The organism is Rhodococcus sp. IEGM 1381 (assembly GCF_030056795.1).
Lineage (GTDB): Bacteria > Actinomycetota > Actinomycetes > Mycobacteriales > Mycobacteriaceae > Rhodococcoides.
This window is the reverse complement of the sequence record NZ_JASHKQ010000001.1, coordinates 997,414-1,015,652: the sequence shown is the minus strand read 5'-3', so window position 1 is coordinate 1,015,652 and position 18,239 is coordinate 997,414. Positions and strand designations below refer to the sequence as shown.

At 63.5% G+C, this 18,239-nt stretch carries 17 protein-coding genes; 8 read left to right on the top strand and 9 right to left on the bottom strand.

Features of this window, described 5'->3' with window-relative positions; all coding sequences use genetic code 11:
• The first annotated feature begins 32 nt into the window (after nucleotides 1-32).
• The gene (locus QM797_RS04880) at nucleotides 33-539 is read left to right on the top strand and encodes a DUF3995 domain-containing protein (RefSeq protein WP_283274028.1); all 507 of its coding nucleotides are present in this window, start codon (nucleotides 33-35) and stop codon (nucleotides 537-539) included.
• On the opposite strand, the gene QM797_RS04875 is transcribed toward QM797_RS04880, so the two are convergent.
• Genes QM797_RS04875 through QM797_RS04855 form a run of 5 tightly spaced genes read right to left on the bottom strand, consistent with a single transcriptional unit; the run spans nucleotide 536 to nucleotide 5,841 of the window.
• Nucleotides 536-1,642 (bottom strand): ABC transporter ATP-binding protein, encoded by a 1,107-nt coding sequence (locus QM797_RS04875; RefSeq protein WP_283274027.1) that lies wholly within the window; start codon nucleotides 1,640-1,642, stop codon nucleotides 536-538. The two genes, QM797_RS04880 and QM797_RS04875, sit on opposite strands and share 4 nt — an antisense overlap.
• Before the next feature lie 11 nt (nucleotides 1,643-1,653).
• Nucleotides 1,654-2,520, bottom strand: a complete 867-nt coding sequence (locus QM797_RS04870) for a carbohydrate ABC transporter permease (RefSeq protein WP_283274026.1) — start codon at nucleotides 2,518-2,520, stop codon at nucleotides 1,654-1,656.
• Nucleotides 2,520-3,470, bottom strand: a complete 951-nt coding sequence (locus QM797_RS04865) for a carbohydrate ABC transporter permease (RefSeq protein WP_135046710.1) — start codon at nucleotides 3,468-3,470, stop codon at nucleotides 2,520-2,522. Before QM797_RS04865 ends, QM797_RS04870 begins: the two co-directional genes overlap by 1 nt.
• Nucleotides 3,467-4,819: an ABC transporter substrate-binding protein gene (locus QM797_RS04860; RefSeq protein WP_283274024.1), complete on the bottom strand. Its 1,353-nt coding sequence runs from the start codon at nucleotides 4,817-4,819 to the stop codon at nucleotides 3,467-3,469. Before QM797_RS04860 ends, QM797_RS04865 begins: the two co-directional genes overlap by 4 nt.
• On the bottom strand, nucleotides 4,816-5,841 hold the full coding sequence (locus tag QM797_RS04855; protein ID WP_283274023.1) for a sugar-binding transcriptional regulator: 1,026 nt from the start codon (nucleotides 5,839-5,841) through the stop codon (nucleotides 4,816-4,818). The genes QM797_RS04860 and QM797_RS04855 overlap by 4 nt, the downstream gene beginning before the upstream one ends.
• Nucleotides 5,842-5,957: 116 nt before the next feature.
• On the opposite strand from QM797_RS04855, the gene QM797_RS04850 reads away from it, so the two are divergent.
• Nucleotides 5,958-6,983, top strand: coding sequence for an NAD(P)-dependent alcohol dehydrogenase (locus tag QM797_RS04850; RefSeq protein ID WP_283275279.1), 1,026 nt, complete (start codon nucleotides 5,958-5,960; stop codon nucleotides 6,981-6,983).
• A complete protein-coding gene (locus QM797_RS04845) occupies nucleotides 6,980-8,455 on the top strand; it encodes a mannitol dehydrogenase family protein (protein ID WP_283274022.1) in 1,476 nt (491 codons plus the stop codon). Before QM797_RS04850 ends, QM797_RS04845 begins: the two co-directional genes overlap by 4 nt.
• On the opposite strand, the gene QM797_RS04840 is transcribed toward QM797_RS04845, so the two are convergent.
• The 3 genes from QM797_RS04840 to QM797_RS04830 form a co-directional block, all read right to left on the bottom strand.
• Nucleotides 8,439-9,104, bottom strand: coding sequence for a potassium channel family protein (locus tag QM797_RS04840; protein WP_283274021.1), 666 nt, complete (start codon nucleotides 9,102-9,104; stop codon nucleotides 8,439-8,441). The two genes, QM797_RS04845 and QM797_RS04840, sit on opposite strands and share 17 nt — an antisense overlap.
• Nucleotides 9,097-10,410 carry a TrkH family potassium uptake protein gene (locus tag QM797_RS04835; RefSeq protein ID WP_283275278.1) on the bottom strand — a complete coding sequence of 438 codons (1,314 nt, stop codon included), beginning with the start codon at nucleotides 10,408-10,410 and terminating at the stop codon, nucleotides 9,097-9,099. The genes QM797_RS04840 and QM797_RS04835 overlap by 8 nt, the downstream gene beginning before the upstream one ends.
• A gap of 98 nt (nucleotides 10,411-10,508) precedes the next feature.
• On the bottom strand, nucleotides 10,509-11,588 hold the full coding sequence (locus QM797_RS04830; RefSeq protein ID WP_283275277.1) for an ABC transporter ATP-binding protein: 1,080 nt from the start codon (nucleotides 11,586-11,588) through the stop codon (nucleotides 10,509-10,511).
• A gap of 148 nt (nucleotides 11,589-11,736) precedes the next feature.
• Here QM797_RS04830 and QM797_RS04825 point away from each other — a divergent pair, with 148 nt between their 5' ends.
• On the top strand, nucleotides 11,737-12,561 hold the full coding sequence (locus tag QM797_RS04825) for an NAD-dependent epimerase/dehydratase family protein (RefSeq protein ID WP_283274008.1): 825 nt from the start codon (nucleotides 11,737-11,739) through the stop codon (nucleotides 12,559-12,561).
• 81 nt (nucleotides 12,562-12,642) lie between these two features.
• Here the strand turns inward: QM797_RS04825 and QM797_RS04820 are convergent, their stop codons facing one another.
• The gene (locus tag QM797_RS04820; RefSeq protein WP_283274006.1) at nucleotides 12,643-13,812 is read right to left on the bottom strand and encodes a hypothetical protein; all 1,170 of its coding nucleotides are present in this window, start codon (nucleotides 13,810-13,812) and stop codon (nucleotides 12,643-12,645) included.
• A gap of 53 nt (nucleotides 13,813-13,865) precedes the next feature.
• Between QM797_RS04820 and QM797_RS04815 the strand changes: the two genes are divergently transcribed.
• The 4 genes from QM797_RS04815 (at nucleotide 13,866) to QM797_RS04800 (ending at nucleotide 18,234) form a co-directional block, all read left to right on the top strand.
• Entirely contained in the window at nucleotides 13,866-14,882 is a 1,017-nt protein-coding gene (locus QM797_RS04815) for a dienelactone hydrolase family protein (protein WP_283274005.1), read from the top strand.
• Between the two features lie 186 nt (nucleotides 14,883-15,068).
• Complete coding sequence (locus QM797_RS04810) at nucleotides 15,069-16,019, top strand: carbohydrate ABC transporter permease (protein ID WP_283274003.1); 951 nt, start codon at nucleotides 15,069-15,071, stop codon at nucleotides 16,017-16,019.
• Between the two features lie 5 nt (nucleotides 16,020-16,024).
• A complete protein-coding gene (locus QM797_RS04805; RefSeq protein ID WP_283274002.1) occupies nucleotides 16,025-16,906 on the top strand; it encodes a carbohydrate ABC transporter permease in 882 nt (293 codons plus the stop codon).
• Between the two features lie 2 nt (nucleotides 16,907-16,908).
• Nucleotides 16,909-18,234 carry an ABC transporter substrate-binding protein gene (locus tag QM797_RS04800; RefSeq protein WP_283274001.1) on the top strand — a complete coding sequence of 442 codons (1,326 nt, stop codon included), beginning with the start codon at nucleotides 16,909-16,911 and terminating at the stop codon, nucleotides 18,232-18,234.
• The last annotated feature ends 5 nt before the right edge of the window (nucleotides 18,235-18,239 follow it).

Sequence of the window (18,239 nt, the reverse complement as noted above, 5' to 3'; positions counted from 1 at the left end):
CGGGGGTGACAACTCGGCTAGCCTCGATCACCGTGACCATCAGATACTTCGCTATCGCATGTGCACTGGGGATTGTCCACGCCGCGTTTTCCGCCTATTGGGCTGCTGGTGGCCGATGGATGCTCGACACCGTCGGCGCCTTCGCCACGGAGTGGGTCGACTCCGAACCGGCAACGGCCCGAACGGCTCTGCTGGTGCTTGCACTCGTCAAACTCGCAGCGGCAATTCTTCCGGCCCTCGCTTACATGAACCGGCCCCGCCTGGCAGCACAGAACCGGACCTGGTTGCCGTCGTTGATCCTCGGCATATCCTGGCCCGGCTCTGTACTGCTGATTCTCTGGGGCGGAGCGTCGTTCGTCGGGGCGGTGATCGGGTTGGTCGTCTCGGACGAGAACTTGGACCCGGGTCGTTCCGCAGGCTCCTCTCCTGATGGCGTCAAATACGGTCACCTGTTCTTCGACGGCATCTTCCTGGCCTGGGGTGCTGCGCTTCTGACGGCGCTGATCCTGTCCAGAAAAGCCCCGTACCAACCGCGCTAGATACGCTCCCCTGTTTCCGGGTGGAAGAGGTGGATCGCACCGTCGAGTCGCGTCAGGCCGATGCTTTCGCCGATCTTGGCCGGGGCACGCACAGCCGAACGCGCAACCAACGACACGGGTCCCCCGTCGAGACCCTTGACCTTCGGGTCGTCCAGGTGCGCATAGAGGTAAGACTCGCTACCGAGTTCCTCGATCAGATCCACCTTGCCCTCGAAGCCTTCACCGCCACCGTGCACGATGCCGAGCTGCTCCGGCCGTAGCCCGACGGTGACGTTGTCGAGACCCAGGCTCGCGAGCTTGGTCAGCTCGTCGCGTTCGAGGGGAATCAGGAAGCTACCGATCTGCACGCCACCCGAGCCGATGGGAACCGTCATCAGGTTCATCGCCGGCGAACCGATGAAGCCGGCGACGAATGCGTTGACGGGGTTGTCGTACAGGTCTGTGGGAGAGGCGAACTGCTGCAGTTTGCCGCCGCGCAACACGGCAACGCGATCACCCATCGTCATGGCCTCGACCTGGTCGTGGGTGACGTAGACAGTCGTGGTGCCGAGCCGTCGCTGCAACGCCGCGATCTGGGTACGCGTCTGGACTCGCAGCTTCGCGTCGAGGTTGGACAGGGGCTCGTCCATGCAGAACACCTGCGGCTCACGAACGATAGCGCGCCCCATGGCAACTCGCTGACGCTGGCCACCCGAGAGCTTGCCGGGCTTGCGGTCCAGGTACTCGGTGAGGTCGAGGATCTTCGCGGCCTCGGCCACCTTCTTCGTGCGCTCCTCGAGAGAGACACCGCGCATCTTCAGTGCGAAGCCCATGTTCTCCCCGACGGTCTTGTTGGGGTAAAGCGCGTAGTTCTGGAACACCATCGCGATGTCGCGGTCCTTCGACGGCACACCCACCATGTTCTTGCCACCGATCTCGATGGCACCACCGTCGATCTCCTCCAGGCCGGCGAGCATGCGCAGTGCAGTGGACTTTCCGGAGCCGGAAGGCCCGACCAGCACGACGAATTCGCCGTCCTGGATGTCGAGGTCGAGTGAATCGACGGCGAGCTTGTCGGCACCTTCGTAGACGCAGGATGCCTTCTTGTACGTGATTGCAGCCATGAGACTTTCTCCTACTTGATTGCGCCGAAGGACAGACCGCGCACGAGCTTGTTCTGCGCGAACCATCCGGCAAGGACGACGGGAAGTGCTGCGAACGTCGCAGCAGCGGAAAGCTGGGCCCAGTACAGGCCCTGGCCGGTGATGAATCCGACGAGGTACACCGGAATCGTCTGGGCCTGAACGGCAGTGAGGTTGACCGCGAAGAAGAACTCGTTCCACGAGAAGATGACGCAGATGAGCGACGTCGCCGCGATACCGGGCGAGACGAGCGGCAAGATAACCTCGCGCACCGAAGTCCACAGCGATGCCCCGTCCATACTCGCGGCCTCGAGCAGTTCGCTCGGCACCTCGAGGAAGAACGAGCGCATCATCCATACGGCGATGGGAAGATTCATCGCGGTGTAGAGCACGACCAAGGTCCAGATGTTGTCCAGCATTCCGATGTCGCCGACGATGACGTACAACGGGACGATCGCCGCAACGACCGGGAGCATCTTGGTGGAGATGAAGAAGAACAGCACGTCCTTCGTCTTCTTGACCGGTCGCAGCGACAGTGCGAAGGCAGCCGGAACACCCAGCAGCAGAACGAAGATCGTCGAGACGACGGTCGCGAACGCCGAGTTCAGCAAAGTGGTGCCGATGCCGCTGTCGAGTACGCCGCGGTACTGATCGAGAGTCGGGGTGAAGAACAGCTTGGGCGGGTCGGAGTAGGCGTCGGCCTCCTGCTTGAAGCCGGTGAGGACCATCCACAGCACCGGGAAGAAGAACGCGATGCCCGCGACCCAGGCCACGAAGGACCAGATGGACCCCGGCCCCCACTTGCTCTTGCGCTTGATCGGCGCGGCGTCGGTCGACTTCTCTACGGTTGCGGTACTCATCACGCTGCCTCCTCGGTTCCGCTGAAGCTCTTGAAGATCAGTCTCAGCGCCAGGGTGCTGACGATGATGGTGGCCACCACGGTGACGACACCCATGGCCGCGGCCTGCCCGATGTCGAAGCCGAGGAACGCGCGCTGATAGATGTAGAAGGGCAGGTTCGCGCTGGCGACACCCGGCCCGCCCGAGGTCATCATGTACACGGCGTCGAAGGTGTTGACGAGATAGATCGCACCGAGAACGGCACCGAGCTCGATGAATCGGCGCAGATGCGGGAGGGTGAGCTCACGGAAGAGCTTGACCGGACCCGCACCGTCGACACGCGCCGCCTCGGCGATGTCCTTGGGCATGGACTGCAGGCCGGCGAGGATGAGCAGCATCATGAACGGAGTCCACTGCCAGATCAGGTTGGCCATGACGGCAGGCAGTGGGTAACGCGAGACCCAGTCGATCTGATCCACACCGAACGGGCTCAGTGCGAAGTTGATCAGGCCGAAGACGGGATCGAACATCGTGGTCTTCCAGATCAATGCACCGGCAACCGGGGTGATCAGGAACGGGGTGATCAACAGTGTGCGGATCAGACTGCGGCCGATGAACTTCCGATCCAGCAGCAGAGCCAGGAACAATCCGAGAACCACCGAGATGATGACGGTTCCGACGATCATGATCACCGTGTTGAGGGCGACCTCACGGAACTGGCTGTCCTGGAAGACGGCGACGTAGTTGTTGAGCCAGTTGAACTTCTGCGAACCCGGTCGAACGAGGTTCCACGACTGCGTCGAGTAGTACAGCGTGAACAGGAACGGAACCTGGGTGACCAGAATAGCGAACACCATGGCCGGCAGCAGTGGGCCGCGGCGACGCCACCCTTCCGCTTTCGAGATCGTCCTGGGTCTCGGTACGAATTCCTCGGAATCGGCCTGCGCCGATCGTGTTTCGGTGGTGGTCATCCCTGGCCCTCCTGATACGTCTTGCCGACCACTTCGGCGTACTGCTGCGCTTGCTCGAGCGCGTCCTGGACGCTGATTCGTCCTGCCACTGCGGCGCTGATCTGTTGGCTGACGCGGGTTCCCAGGTCCTGGAACTCGGGAATGGTCAGGAACTGCACTCCGGTGTAGGGAACCGGATCCACGGTCGGGTTGTTCGGGTCGGCACCGTTGATCGAGTCGAGGGTGACCTGACCGTAGGCCGCCGACGCCTCCTCGTACTCGGGGATCTCGTAGGTGGACAAGCGACTACCGGGAGGCACTCGTTCCCAACCCAATTCGTTGCCCACCTTGTTCAGGTACTCCTTGCTGGTCATCCACGAGACGAACTTCCAGGCGTCGTCCGGATTCTCGGATGTCTTCGGGATGCCGAGGGCCCAGGAGTACAGCCACCCGTTGTCGCCCTTGGCTGCCGACGGAGCCTTGGCATAGCCGATCTTGCCGACGACGTTGCTCGAGGTGGGATCCTCCAACACCGACACAGCGGACGTTGCGTCGTACCACATAGCGGTGTTTCCCTGCGAGAGCTGCGTTCCGCACTCGCTGAAACCACTTGTCGCTGCACCGGCTTGACCGTGCTCACGCACTAAGTCGACGTAGAACTGAACGGCCTGTTCCACCTCTGGGCTGTTGAGCTGAGCGTTCCAGTTCTCGTCGAACCACCGTCCACCGAAGGCGTTGATGACGGTGTCGAGCGGTGCCAGAACCTCACCCCAACCGGGCTTTCCGCGGAGGCAGATACCCGAGACGTCAGGACTGTCGAGCTTCGCTGCGGCGTCGGCGACTTCCTGCCAGGTGGGCTCCTCGGGCATCGTGATGCCGGCGGCCTCCATCAGATCCTTGCGGTACATCAGGAACGACGACTCACCGTAGAACGGCACCGAGTACATGCTGCCCTCATAGGACAACGACTCCTTCAACGTGGGGATGAAATCGTCCTCGTCGTATCCCGGGGTGGCGTCGGCATACTCGGACAGATTGGTCAGCCACCCGTTCTCCGCCCACTGCGGGGTCTCGAAGTTGCTGATCATCACCACATCGAACTCACCACCGCCGGTGGCCACCGACGCCGTGATCTTGGCACGCGCCTCGTTCTCGGACAGCGACACGAACTTCAGATTGATGCCCGGGTTCTCCGCCTCGAACTCCGGAGCGAGTGAAATGGCATCGGACATCTGCGAATTCGAGACGATCGCAACGGTGATCGTCTTGCCGTCACCGTCACCACCGAACGAGCCGGCTCCGGCACATCCGGACAACACCAAGGTCGTCGCGAGCGAGGCCGCGACAGCCACTTTCGGTAGAACCCTCACTGAAATACCTTTCCATTGGAGGTTGCTGTTGCAGGAGCTTGCGCAACGAGCCAACGTGCACTTTCGATGTCGGTCACCAGGATCGAGGCCAGTCCGCCGCGCAGAGCACCGAGCAGCGCCTCGTGTTTACGTTGTCCACCGGTGACGAGCACAGCCCGATCACACGCCCTGATGGCGTCGAGCCCCACCGACACGGTTCGGCCGGGGAGCGATCCTCCGGTGTCCTGTCCGTCGGCGTCGTAGAACCGTCCGCCGATTTCGCCGACGGCACCGAGGCGGCGCAGTTCGTCGAGAACGTCGAGGTCGATGAAGCTGCCCTCGAACAACGTGGTGGACGTGGAAACGGGACCGATGCCGTACATCATCACATCAGCATCGGTCCCGGCTTTGAGGGCGCGCGAGATCACGGAATCCTGCTCCAATGCAACGACTGTCGCCTGATCGGCATACAGCGGCGCGTTGAGCCGGATGGGTGTCGCCTGCAGATACGCAGCGCACCGTCCGAGTGTGTACTCGACACCGGTCTGATAGTCGGCCGAGGTGATGGAACCGTCGAGTTGTACCACCGCAGCACATTTGGTGGACCTGGTCCTGAGCGAACTGGCGACCGCCACCGTTTCGGGTCCCCAGGTGAAACCGAGAACGTCCTGATCCTTGAGTCGACGGGAGAGCAACGTCGCTGCCGCGCGGCCCAGGGACCCGTAGCCTGCGTCCGTTCCGTCGATGACGTCCGAGACGACCAGAACCTCGGTGAGCGCGAACTTCGCCTCCAGCTCTCGCTCGACGTCGGCATGCACCGTGCCCTGCAAATCGTCGGGAACGTTGATCTCGATCGTCACGAGACCCTGACTACGAGCACGAGCGACCAATCGTCCTGCGGTCGGTCGCGAGACCCCCAGCTTCACAGCGATCTCGGCCTGCGTCGCACCTTCGAGGTGGTACATCGTGGCGGCGCGCAGAGCCAGACGGAGATCCTCTCCGGACCGCGCGGACTTTGCCCCACTGGGCTCCGATCCGTTCATTACGCCTCCCCAACTGGTGAGCAGATGCTCAGCTCGTGTTCATCTGCTCACTAAGCTAACATTAAGGTGTGATCTACACAACACCCCCTCGCGAGCAGCGACCCGTGCCACAGTCCATGCAGGCCAGCGTGCTCACCGGCGTGCACGAGATCCGGCTCGAAGAACGGCCCGTCCCCACACCCGCGTCCGATGAGGTCCTCGTGCAGGTCACGGCCGTGGGGGTGTGCGGATCCGATGCGCACTACTACCGCGAAGGACGCATCGGCGACTACGTGGTCGACGGCCCCCTCGTGCTCGGGCACGAGGCCGCGGGCGTGATCGTGGCCGTGGGCTCCGATATCCCCGGCACCCGCGTCGGGCAGCGCGTATCCATCGAGCCGCAACGGCCGGATCCCACCAGCGCCCAATCCCGCGCCGGCCGTTACAACCTGTGTCCGGCCATGGAATTCTTCGCGACCCCGCCCATCGACGGCGCACTGGCGGAATACGTGCTGATCCAATCGACGTTCGCGCACGGCATTCCGGACACCATCTCCGACGAGGCCGCAGCTCTCTTCGAGCCGCTGTCGGTCGGCATCGCATCGGTACAGAAGGCGCGAATCTCGGCCGGTTCGAGCGTGCTCATCGCGGGCGCAGGCCCCGTCGGCATCGTCACCGCACAGGTGGCCCGCGCCTTCGGAGCCACCGAGGTGATCGTCACCGACCTAGACGCCTCCCGACGTGCCAACGCAACAACATTCGGCGCAACACGAGTCCTCGACCCCACCACCGAGGACGTGCGCACCTTGTCGGTCGATGCCTTCATCGACGCCTCCGGTGCGGCGCGCGCGGTGTTCGACGGCATTCAAGCGGTCCGGCCGGCCGGCACCGTCGTCCTCGTCGGCATGGGCGGATCGGACTACCCCCTGCCGATCTCGGTGATTCAGAACCGAGAGTTGGTGCTCACCGGTGTCTTCCGCTACGCCAACACCTGGCCCATCGCACGCGACCTCGTGGCGTCGGGCATGGTGGATCTCGACGCGATGGTGACGGCGCGGTTCGGACTCGACGGCGTCGAAGATGCCTTGAACGCGGACAAGCAGTCCGGAAGCATCAAAGCTGTTGTGATACCTGGTTTTCGAGGAGAAGGAAAGAACGCATGAAGCTTCGGGCGAGCACTCTGGCAGAAGTCCACACCGACGTCGAGGTACCGACCTACGACCGAGCCGCAGTCACCACGGGGATCGTGCACTTCGGCGTCGGCGGCTTTCACCGCGCCCACCAGGCGATGTATGTAGACCGCTTGCTCGAGCGCGGCGAGGCGTCGGACTGGGGGATCTGCGGTGTGGGTGTCTTGCCGAACGATCGCAAGATGAAAGAGGTGATGGCGGAACAGGACTGCCTCTACACTCTCGCCCTCAAGCACGCCGACGGCACCTGGGAAACTCGAGTCATCGGGTCGATCGTGGAGTATCTGTTCGCCCCCGAGGACCCCGAGGCGGTCATCGAGAAGATGGCGTCCGAGGCGGTGAAGATCGTCTCGCTCACCATCACCGAAGGTGGGTACAATTTCTCCGCGACCACCGGGGAGTTCGACGAGAAGAATCCGGCGATAGTCGCGGATCTCGCTGACGGTGCCGTGCCGGCAACAACTTTCGGACTCGTCGTCGAGGCATTGGCGCGTCGGAAGGATCGTGGCATGAAGCCGTTCACGATCATGTCCTGCGACAACATCGAGGGCAACGGCCACATCGCGAAGTCCACGTTCCTCGCGTTCGCCCGGTTGAAGGATTCGGAGCTCGCGGACTGGATCGAGTCCGAGGCCACGTTCCCCAACTCGATGGTCGACCGCATCACCCCGGTGACCACTCCCGAAGTGATGCAGGAGCTCTCGGATCGCTACGGCATCGAGGACGCGTGGCCGGTCGCGGCCGAACCGTTCACGCAGTGGGCATTGGAGGATTCGTTCACGCTCGGTCGACCACCGTTCGAAGATGTCGGCGTACAGGTGGTCGATGACGTCACCCCGTACGAGCTGATGAAGCTTCGCCTGCTCAATGCCAGTCACCAGGCACTCGCGTACTTCGGTTACCTCAGCGGCTATCGCCTGGTACACGAGGTCTGCCAGGACTCGCTGTTCTCGGAGTTCCTGCTCGCGTACATGGACAACGAGGCGACGCCGACGCTGCAGCCCGTCCCCGGTATCGATCTGACCGAGTACAAGCGGACGTTGATCGAACGATTCTCCAATCCGGAGATCCGCGATACCGTCGCACGCCTGTGCGCCGAGTCCTCGGATCGAATTCCCAAGTGGCTTTTGCCCGTGATTCGCAAGAACCTCGAGACCGGCGGCGAGATCGCACGGTCAACCGCAGTCGTGGCGAGTTGGGCTCGTTACGCCGAGGCCGTCGACGAATCGGGAGAGCCGATCGAGATCGTCGATCAGCTGAAGGATTCACTGATCCCCATCGCGCAGAGTCAGCGCGAGAATCCGACGGCCTTCATCGCCAACCGCGCGGTGTTCGGGGATCTGATCGACAACGAACGCTTCGTCGCCGAGTACACGAAACAGCTGACATCACTTCAGGAAAACGGTGCGCGCGCAACCCTGGAGTCACTCACGTCGACTCACTGAATCGCTCGGCGTCTCGGACCTGACCGGAGACGATGACGGTATCGCCTGCGCCGATCACCGTATCTGCTGTGGCGTAGGTGAATCCTTCGCCTCGACGCTTGACCGCAACGACGGTGACACGGTGCTTGGCGCGGATCCCGCTCTCGCCCAATTTCTTTCCGATGAGCGAGGCCGGCGGTGACGTCTTGACCATGGCGAACCCGTCATCGAACTCGATGTAGTCCATCATCCGGCCACGCACCAGGTGAGCCACCCGTTTACCCATGTCGTGCTCGGGCCGGACCACGTGGTGGACGCCGATCTGGTCGAGGATCTTGGCGTGCGCGACGCTGATCGCCTTGGCCCAGATGATGGGCACCGAGAGGTTGATCAGCGCGGACGCGGTGAGCAGGCTGGCCTCCAGATCGGATCCGATGCCCACGACGGCGCGGTCGTATTCGTGCACCGACAGTTGCCGCAACGATTCCTCGTCCGTCGTATCGGCTACGGCCGCGTGCGTGAGCTGATCCGAGACACGTTGCACCACAGCGTCGTCGCTGTCGATGCCGAGAACCTCGACTCCTTGCTCCATCAGTTCGAGTGCCAGCGATGTGCCGAAGCGGCCGAGACCCAGAACGACAACGACTTCGGACGACGATTTCCTAGCCAATGAACGGCCTTTCCGTGGGGAGCGTGTAACGCCGACCGCGGTCGCGGGCAGCAAGGGCGCTGACCAGAGTGATGGAACCGACGCGGCCCAGGTACATCAGGACGATCAGAACCACCTGACCCCAGCCGGGCAACTGTGCGGTGATGCCGGTGGACAGCCCCACCGTGGCGAATGCCGAGACGACCTCGAAAAGGAGCACATCGAGGTCGAAGTTCGTACCCGCCAGCAACGCCACTACCGGGGCCAGTACCAACGCAACGCCGATCAACGCGACGGTCAACGCCTGACGCTGCACGCGCGCGTCGATTCGACGACCGAACACCGCCACCTCACGGTCTCCGCGGATCTCGGCCAGGATGACGAACAGCAGCAATGCGAACGTCGTGACCTTGATGCCACCCGCCGTACCGCCGCTGCCACCACCGATGAACATCAGTACGTCGGTGATCAGCAGGGTCGCGTTGTCCACATCCGCATAGTCGACACTGTTGAATCCGGCGGTGCGCGGCATGATGCCCTGGAACGTCGCGACGAGCATTTTGTCCCAGAAGCCGAAGCCGCCCAGAGTCCTCGACCACTCGAAGAGCAACACCACCGTCGGTCCGAGAACCAGCAGAACACCGGTGGCAGACAGCGTCATTCGAGTGTGCAGCGACCACCGCTTGCGAGACCGAACGCCGCGGGTCCGCGATCGGACATGACGGGCGATCTCGAAGAGGACCGGAAATCCGATACCTCCCGACACGACCGCGATCAGCAGCGGCACACAGATCCACGGATCGGTGGCGAACCCGATCATGTTGTCGCTGAAGAGGGCGAATCCGGCATTGTTGAATGCCGACACGGAATGAAAGACCCCCAGCCAGAGCGAGCGGCCGAATGGCTCGTCGTATCCGACGAAGAATCGCGCGGCCAAACAGAGCGCGATCACGCTCTCGATGATCAGACTGGTGCGGAACACACCGACGATGACACTCCTGACGTCGCCCAGCCCGGATGTGCGTACCTCGGCGGCCGCATTGAGCCTGCCTCGCAAACCGATTCGATCGGCCAGGACCAACCCGACCAACGACGCGATCGTCATGATCCCGAATCCGCCGATCTGAATCAGGCCGAGAATCACGCCCTGCCCGAAACCCGACCAGTACACCGGCGTGTCCACCACGATCAGGCCGGTCAAACTGACGGCCGATGTCGACGTGAACAACGCCTGCAGAAAATCCGTGTCGTACCCGGGCATGGTGGCCGCCGGAATCATCAGCACGCCCGCACCGACGACCATGGCAAGTGCAAACCCTGCTGCCATGAACCGGAGCGGCGTCGGTCTGAAGATCGCGGACCATCGCGATACCTGGTGCGCGTCTGTCACTCGGGAGACAGTACTGTGCGCAACGCGTAGTGGTGCTAGTCGACCAAACGTTCTCCGGTCACCGTAGAGAACAGGTGGGTGCGCTCGGCGGCGTAGGAGAGCGTGATCGTCGATCCGCGTTCGGGTGGGATGCGGCCGTCGGCGCGGACCACGATGGGCTGACGCGTGCCGTTGATATCGGCCTGGCCGTAGACGTAGGCGTCGGCTCCGAGTTCTTCGACGACGTCGATGGTCACTTCGAGGCCTGCCCCGGTGGTGATCTGCAGGTCCTCGGGCCGCACGCCGAGTGTCACGGAACTCTCCCCGATTCCGGCGATGGCGGAGCGGGGAACCGGGACGACTTCGCCGCCGAAGCGGACGCCGCCGTCGACGAGGGGCAGCTCGAGCAGATTCATTGCAGGCGATCCGATGAAGCCGGCGACGAACACGTTGTTCGGGTGTTCGTACATGCGCCTCGGCGAGTCGCACTGTTGCAGCACACCGTCTTTGAGGACGGCCACGCGATCGCCCATGGTCATGGCCTCGACCTGATCGTGGGTGACGTACACGGTCGTCGTTGCGAGTCGACGCTGCAGCGCGGAGATCTGCGCGCGGGTCTGCACCCGAAGTTTGGCGTCGAGGTTGGACAGCGGCTCGTCCATGAGGAACACCTGGGGCTTGCGAACGATGGCGCGGCCCATGGCAACTCGCTGACGCTGACCACCGGAGAGCGCTTTGGGCTTGCGGTCGAGAAACTTGGTGAGATCGAGGATCTTGGCTGCGTCCTCGACGCGACGCTTGATCTCGGCCTTGTCCTCGCCGGCGATGCGAAGTCCGAATCCCATGTTCTCGCCGACCGTCATGTGCGGGTACAAGGCATAGTTCTGGAAGACCATCGCGATGTCGCGGTCTTTGGGCTGATGGTCGGTGACGTCCTTGCCGCCGATGGTGATGGCTCCCCTGTCGACTTCTTCCAGACCGGCGAGCATCCGCAGCGACGTCGACTTTCCGCAGCCGGACGGGCCGACGAGGACGAGAAATTCACCGTCCTGGATGTCGAGATCGAGTTGGTCGACGGCAGCTTTGTCTCCGCCGGGAAAGAGTTTGGTGACGCCTTGAAATGCAACGGTGGCCATGATGGTGGTCCCTTCACCGGCAGGAACGTGCCGGACGATCCGAGTGGTGTTCATATATGTGAATGGATGCCAGAATGCTGACTTCGTTTAGAAGTATGTATTACTGTGATCCCCATTACAAGGTTTCCACCGAAGGAGTTCGAGAAGAATGACCGACACCGTTTCACGAGTGCTCATCACCGGGGCCGCAGGCAACATGGGTGCGATGCTCAGGCCTCTGCTGGCGGCTCCCGGCCGCACGCTGCGCCTGTTCGATATCGCCGAGATCACCGACATCGATTCTGCTACCGAGGAATTCGTGCAGGGATCGGTCACCGATCGCGCCGCCGTGGCCGCTGCGGTGGACGGTGTCGACGCGATTCTGCACCTCGGCGGATTGAGCACCGAGGACTCGTGGGCCAACATCCTGTCGGTCAACGTCGACGGCACTCAGGCCGTCTTCGAGGCCGCGGTGACGCACGGAGTCACCCGCGTTGTGGTGGCGTCGAGCAATCACGCCGTCGGCTTCTGGACGCACGACGAGACGGGCGGCGCACCGCTTCCGGGGGACGCCGCGCCGCGACCCGACGGCTTCTACGGGTGGAGCAAGGCCGCGGTCGAAGCCCTGGGCCGGATGTACCACGACCGCTTCGGCATCGACGTCGTCAATCTGCGTATCGGCTCGAGCTTCGACGCGCCGCCGAACTACCGCGGCCTTGCCACCTGGATGTCACCCGCCGACACTGCTCGACTGATCGAGGCGTCACTGTCGGACAGCGCCAAGGGTTTTCACACAGTGTGGGGCATCTCGAAGAACTCGCGCGCGTGGTGGTCCGGCAACGAGGGTGCGGAGATCGGATACCTGCCTCGCGACGATGCGGAACAGTTCGCCGAGCAGTTCCTGGCCGAACACGAGTGGACGTTCAGCGATCCGATCCTGCAGCGAGTCGGCGGAGCGTTCTGTGATCACCCGCTCGGCCAACGGATGCGGTGATGCACGTTCTGCTCCACTCGACCACCCAGACTGCGGGATTCCGCGCCGAGGCCGGTCGAGTGGAGCACCCGTTGCGGACCCCTACGAATACGTTGTGACGATCGACCCCAGCGCATCGAGCTGGGGTCGATTGACGAGACCGAGGTGATAGAGGTGCAGCTCGTTCGCCCCGGCGTCGACGGTGGCCGCCACATGCGCGGCCACCTCGTCCAGCTTCTTCGGCGGCAGTACCGATACGTAAGCACCCACATCAACCCCGTCGCCGACGGCCGCGCGGGTGGCCTCGACCACCGCAACCGTCTCGGCAGTACCGGGCCAGGCCGACACGAGCACCGCGTCGACATCGGCCGGTGCGGCAGCGGTCAGCGCAGGCGACGGTCCGGTCTTCCACGGATCCGGGTGACCGTGCAGCGTCACGCGTGCCGATGGTGCCTGTTCACGCACCGCGGCAAGCACTTCCGCACGAAGGTGGTCAGCGTCGGCGTGTCGGACCGCCACCACCGCGTCGATCTCGTCGGCGTCCAACACGTCCGTGATCGCAGCACCCGCAGGCAAGGTTCCGGCCGACAAGGCGTCGACGCCGTCGCGCAACTTCTGCATCACCTTCGCCGAGTCGATGCCTCGCGCGCTCCATGCGTCGAGCTCACGCTGCGTGCAGCTGACAGACATCAGTGTGTCGCCGATTCCAGGGAACGCGCCGTCCGTCTTCTCATGTGGTCCGACATGCGCGAAACCCAGCTGTCCGCAGGCCTCGACGGACATACCATGTACCTCGACGCCGCGGATCGCTTCGGCCGCGAGCGTGGCGCAGTACCGCACGATGTCGGGATGCCCGGGAGCGAGGGCATAGCGATAGGCATCTCCGAAGCAGTTGACGACCGTTGCATCGGGGTGGGCGTGGCCGAGAATTGTGCTGTGCGTCAGCACGATCCAGGCGTTGACCAGGAACCCGGCGTCGCGCAGAACGGCCGCGGCCTGGCCGAACGCATCCTCTGCCCCGCCCCAGTCGGCTGTCCGCGCAGTGATCGTGTGCCCGGCCCACCCCTCGGGACGAACCGGTCGATACAGCGCGGCATGGTGAGCATCGACCACTTTGTGCTGGGGGTGCAGCGGAGTTGCCGCCCTGGTCGAGTGGTACGTCGCGGCGAGCGAGATCTCGCGCACCCCGAGCCTGCGGGCGCGCTCGACGAAGTGTGGATCACCGAGTACGTCCCAGGGATAGGCGTGCGCGACGATGCGGTCGACGGTCATAGGGGTCATCCTTCGATGGCTGATTTGTTCGATAGAGAGAACAGAGTTCACACATGGGAACACAATTCGACCTCGGCTGTCCACGATTCGCCCGTCGCGCGGCAATCGGGAATGCCCTCGGAATCGCCGAAACCCCACCACCCCGGCAGGTGACACGCGGTCGCAGGTGGACACGTGACGGCGTCCGCGGAGTGGAGTTGACCTGGAACGACACGTCCGCGTGGCTGCTGACGCCCCCGGAAGCAGAGCACCCACTGCCCGCGATCCTGCTCATGCACGGCCACGACGGTGTGAAGTTCTACGGCAAAGAGAAGGTGGCCGACGGTCCCGACGGCATCGCGCCCGGCATCGCCGCACTGCGCGAGCACGGGTACGGCGGCGGCGCACCCGCAGCACGCCTGGTTGCTGCGGGTTTCGCAGTTCTGATCCACGACGTGTTCCCGTGGGGCGGTCGCCGGGTGCCGTGGGAGGACCTCCCCGAGCGGGCCCGTCGAGCCGGCGCAAACCTCGAGGGACAGCAGCGATACGAGGCAGCCGCCCGCGAGCACGAGCACGGCCTGGCGAAAATAGCAGCGCTACAGGGCAGTTCGTTGGCCGGACGGGTATTGCTGGAAGATCTGACAGCACTGCACGTACTGAGCGACTGCGCCGAGGTGGACGCACACCGCATCGCCACCGCTGGATTCTCCGGTGGCGGAGCCCGCGTCGCACACCTGCTGGCCTGCACCGACCGTCTGCGAGCAGCGGTGATCACCGCTTCCATGAGCACGTACGCCGATATCGCGGACGGTCATGCGGACAACACCAGCTGGCTGATGATCACCCCGGGCCTGCCCGCGGTGTGCGACTGGCCGGAGATTGCCGGCTCGGCTGCACCGACTCCACTACTGGTCCAATTCGCCGAGCAGGACTCCCATTTCGGCACGGGAGGTATGCGCGAGGCCGAGGCGTCACTGCGCCGCGACTACCGAGACTCGAAAACGCTGTCTACACAGTGGTTTTCGGAGCCACACCGCTTCACGAGGACGATGCAGGATGCCGCGGCGAGCTGGCTCGGCCTGCACGTGTGACCGGTCATGCTTGACAGTGCTTGTGACAGCCGTCATAGTTGGTCCAGAAATTCACATAGCAGACGTGAGTTCATATATGTGAACATACGAAGACTTTCCACGGCCCAAATCCCCAGGGCCGGAAGCACCCCGCCAGACCCACTCGCCGGCTCCCCCATCCGGCCCCGAACGCTTCGGAGCGTCCCCATGGTCACCACCACACCACCCCGGTCGGGAGGCACCCGCGCGCAGAGCGCGGCCGTCCCTCCCGTGCGGCCGAAACGCAAGCGCCGCATCTCGGCCCCGTACATCCTGATCGCACCGGTCGTCATCCTGCTGGCCGTGTTCATCTTCTACCCGGTCGGCAGCGTCTTCTACTACAGCACGCAGTTCTACAACCCGACGACGCCGTGGGACAACGGCTTCGCCGGCCTGGAGAACTTCCGGCTCATGTTCGCCGACGACGCTTTCTGGAACAGCCTCGTCGTCACCGCCAAGTGGGTCGGCGTGCAGGTCGTGTTCCAGTTGTTCCTCGGCCTCGGCCTGGCCCTGCTGGTCAACGAGGTCTTCCGCGGACGCGGCCTGGCCCGAGCCCTGGTGTTCTCGCCCTGGGCCGTCTCCGGCGTGCTGACCACCGGCATCTGGCTGCTGATCTACAACCCGTCGACCGGATTGTTCAAACTGCTCGGCAACATGGGCATCGGCGACGGTACCGCCGCGCCGATCGCCGATCCGGACACCGCGTTCTGGGCCACCAGCGTTGCCGAACTCTGGCGCGGCGTTCCGTTCTTCGCCATTCTCATCCTCGCCGAACTGCAGAGTGCGCCCAAGGACCTCTACGAGGCAGCGAACGTGGACGGCGCGAACCGCTGGCAGCGCTTCCGCTTCGTGACACTGCCGCACCTCAAGGCCGTGATCATCCTGTCTACCCTGCTCCGCGGTGTCTGGGAGTTCAACAACGTCGATCTTCTCTACACCCTCACCGCGGGCGGACCGGCCGACGTGACAACCACGTTGCCGCTCTACGTCTCTCAGCTCGCAACAACCGCGCAGGACTTCGGATACGGGTCGGCGCTCACCACCGTCGCCTTCCTCATCCTGCTCTTCTGCTCGATCCTCTACTTGCGCCTCAGCAAATTCAACAGCGATAAGGCCTGACGCACATGACCACTACCGCAGACCGTCCCGTCGTGACCACTCCGCCGCTGGACCGTTCCGACAAGGTGCGCGTGCACCGCACCAAGCCCCGCGTGTTCAGCGTCGGCCTCCCGCTGGCCGTCTACCTCCTGTTCACGCTCGTCCCGTTCTACTGGATGATCGTCTTCGCGTTCCGGCCCGCCGGTTCCAATTCGATGCTTCCCTGGCCCATCACGCTCGACCACTTCGACACCGTCTGGAACACCCTGGGCTTCAGCTTCTTCTTCAAGAACAGCCTCATCGTGGCCGGCCTGTCTCTCGTGCTCACCACCTTCGTTGCGCTGGCAACGGGTTATGCGTTGGCGCGCTTCAAGTTCCGTGCCAAGATCCCCCTGGTGATGGCGCTGCTGTGCAGCCAGTTCGTCCCCGGTGCGATGCTGCTCATTCCGCTGTTCCAGGTGTTCCGCGAGATGGGACTGGTGAACAACCTGTTCGGACTGATCGTCGCCGACACCGTCTTCCAACTTCCGCTGGCAGCAATGTTGATGGCGGGCTTCATCTCTCAGATCCCGGTGGAACTGGAGGAAGCCGCGATGGTCGACGGCTGCTCACGCCTGAAGGCATTCCGCATCATCATGCTTCCGCTGCTACGACCCGGCTTGATCGCCGTCGGCTCGTTCGCTTTCATCGGCAGCTGGAACAACTTCCTGTTCGGCCTGATGTTCATCAGCAGCCAGGACAAGTTCACCCTCCCGGTCGGATTGAGCTACACGATCGGCTCGTACAACGTCGACTTCGGCGTCCTCGCGGCCGGCGGCCTGATCGCCGCGGTGCCGGTGGTCGCAGTGTTCGCCGTCATTCAGAAGTACCTCGTCCAGGGCCTCAGTGCCGGAGCGGTGAAGGGCTGATCATGAAACGCACACACTTTTCGCGACGCGCAGTACTCGTCGGTGCCGTCGCCACGCTCGTTCTCGCCGGCTGCAGTTCCGAAACCTCCCTGCCCGACGGTGAACTCGGAGATCCGAACAGCGGCACCCTCACCTTCTGGGACAACAATGCCGGACCGGATCGAACCCCGTTGTACGAGGAGCTGATTCGGCGCTTCGAAGAGGTCAACCCTGGCATCGACATCGAGTACGTCGGCCTGCCGTCGGACAGCGCTCAGCAGAAGTACCAAACTGCGCTCGCCGGTGGGTCAGCTCCCGATCTGGGTATCGTGTCCACCGCGTACCTCGCACCGCTGGTCGCGCAGAACGCGGTCATTCCCCTCGACGATTTCATGGCGACCTCACCGCAGAAGGACCAGTACGACCCCAAGATCATCGAGTCGGCGATGGAATCCGGCGGCGGCGAGAACCTGTACGGTCTGCCGTTCACCAGTAACAACGCCACGCTGTGGTTTCGCGCGGACTGGTTCGACGAGGCCGGCATCGAGCCACCGGACACCTGGGACGAATTCTACGAGGCCGCAGACGAACTGACCGACAAGTCCGCGGGTCGTTACGGGTTCACCATCCGCGGAGGCGCGGGCTCGATCTACCCGCTGCTGCAGCACATGTTCGCCACCACCGGCATCGACAACTTCTTCGACGGCAGCGAGGCTACTGTCAACCGACCCGAGATGGTCGAGGCCATCGAACGTTTCGCAGCTCTCTACGACGTAGACACCCCCACCGCCGACGTCAACAATGGCTTTCCGCAGATGGTCGCCAGCTTCGGCGGCGGTTCGGTGGCGATGATGCAGCACAACCTCGGATCTCTGAGCAATCACAAGAAGTCGCTCGGCGACAAGGTGGGAGCGGTAGCACTCCCATTGGCAGACAATGGTGTTCGCACGGTGATGACGGACCCGTTCCCGTCGTACACGGTGTTCAAGAGCAGCAAGCATCAGGCCGCGGCCTGGAAGTTCCTCGAATACATGACCTCGCAGGACGCGCAGGCCTACTGGAACGAGAACGTCGGCCAGATTCCGGTCAACACGACCGCTCGCTCCGCGCCGGCCTTCCAGGCGATGCCGTCCGTGCAGGCGGCTCAGGCCGCGCTCGACGACCCGAGCACCGTGCTGGTGACCCCGCCGGACTACCTGCCCGATTTCGGCAAGATCGTGCAGGTCCAGATGCTGGGCCAGTGGCAGAAGGTGCTCATCGGGCAGCTCAGCGCTCAGGACTTCGCCGACGACTTCGCCGAGAAACTCAACCGCTCCAAAGCCAAATACGATGCCCGACAGGGTAAATAGGGGAT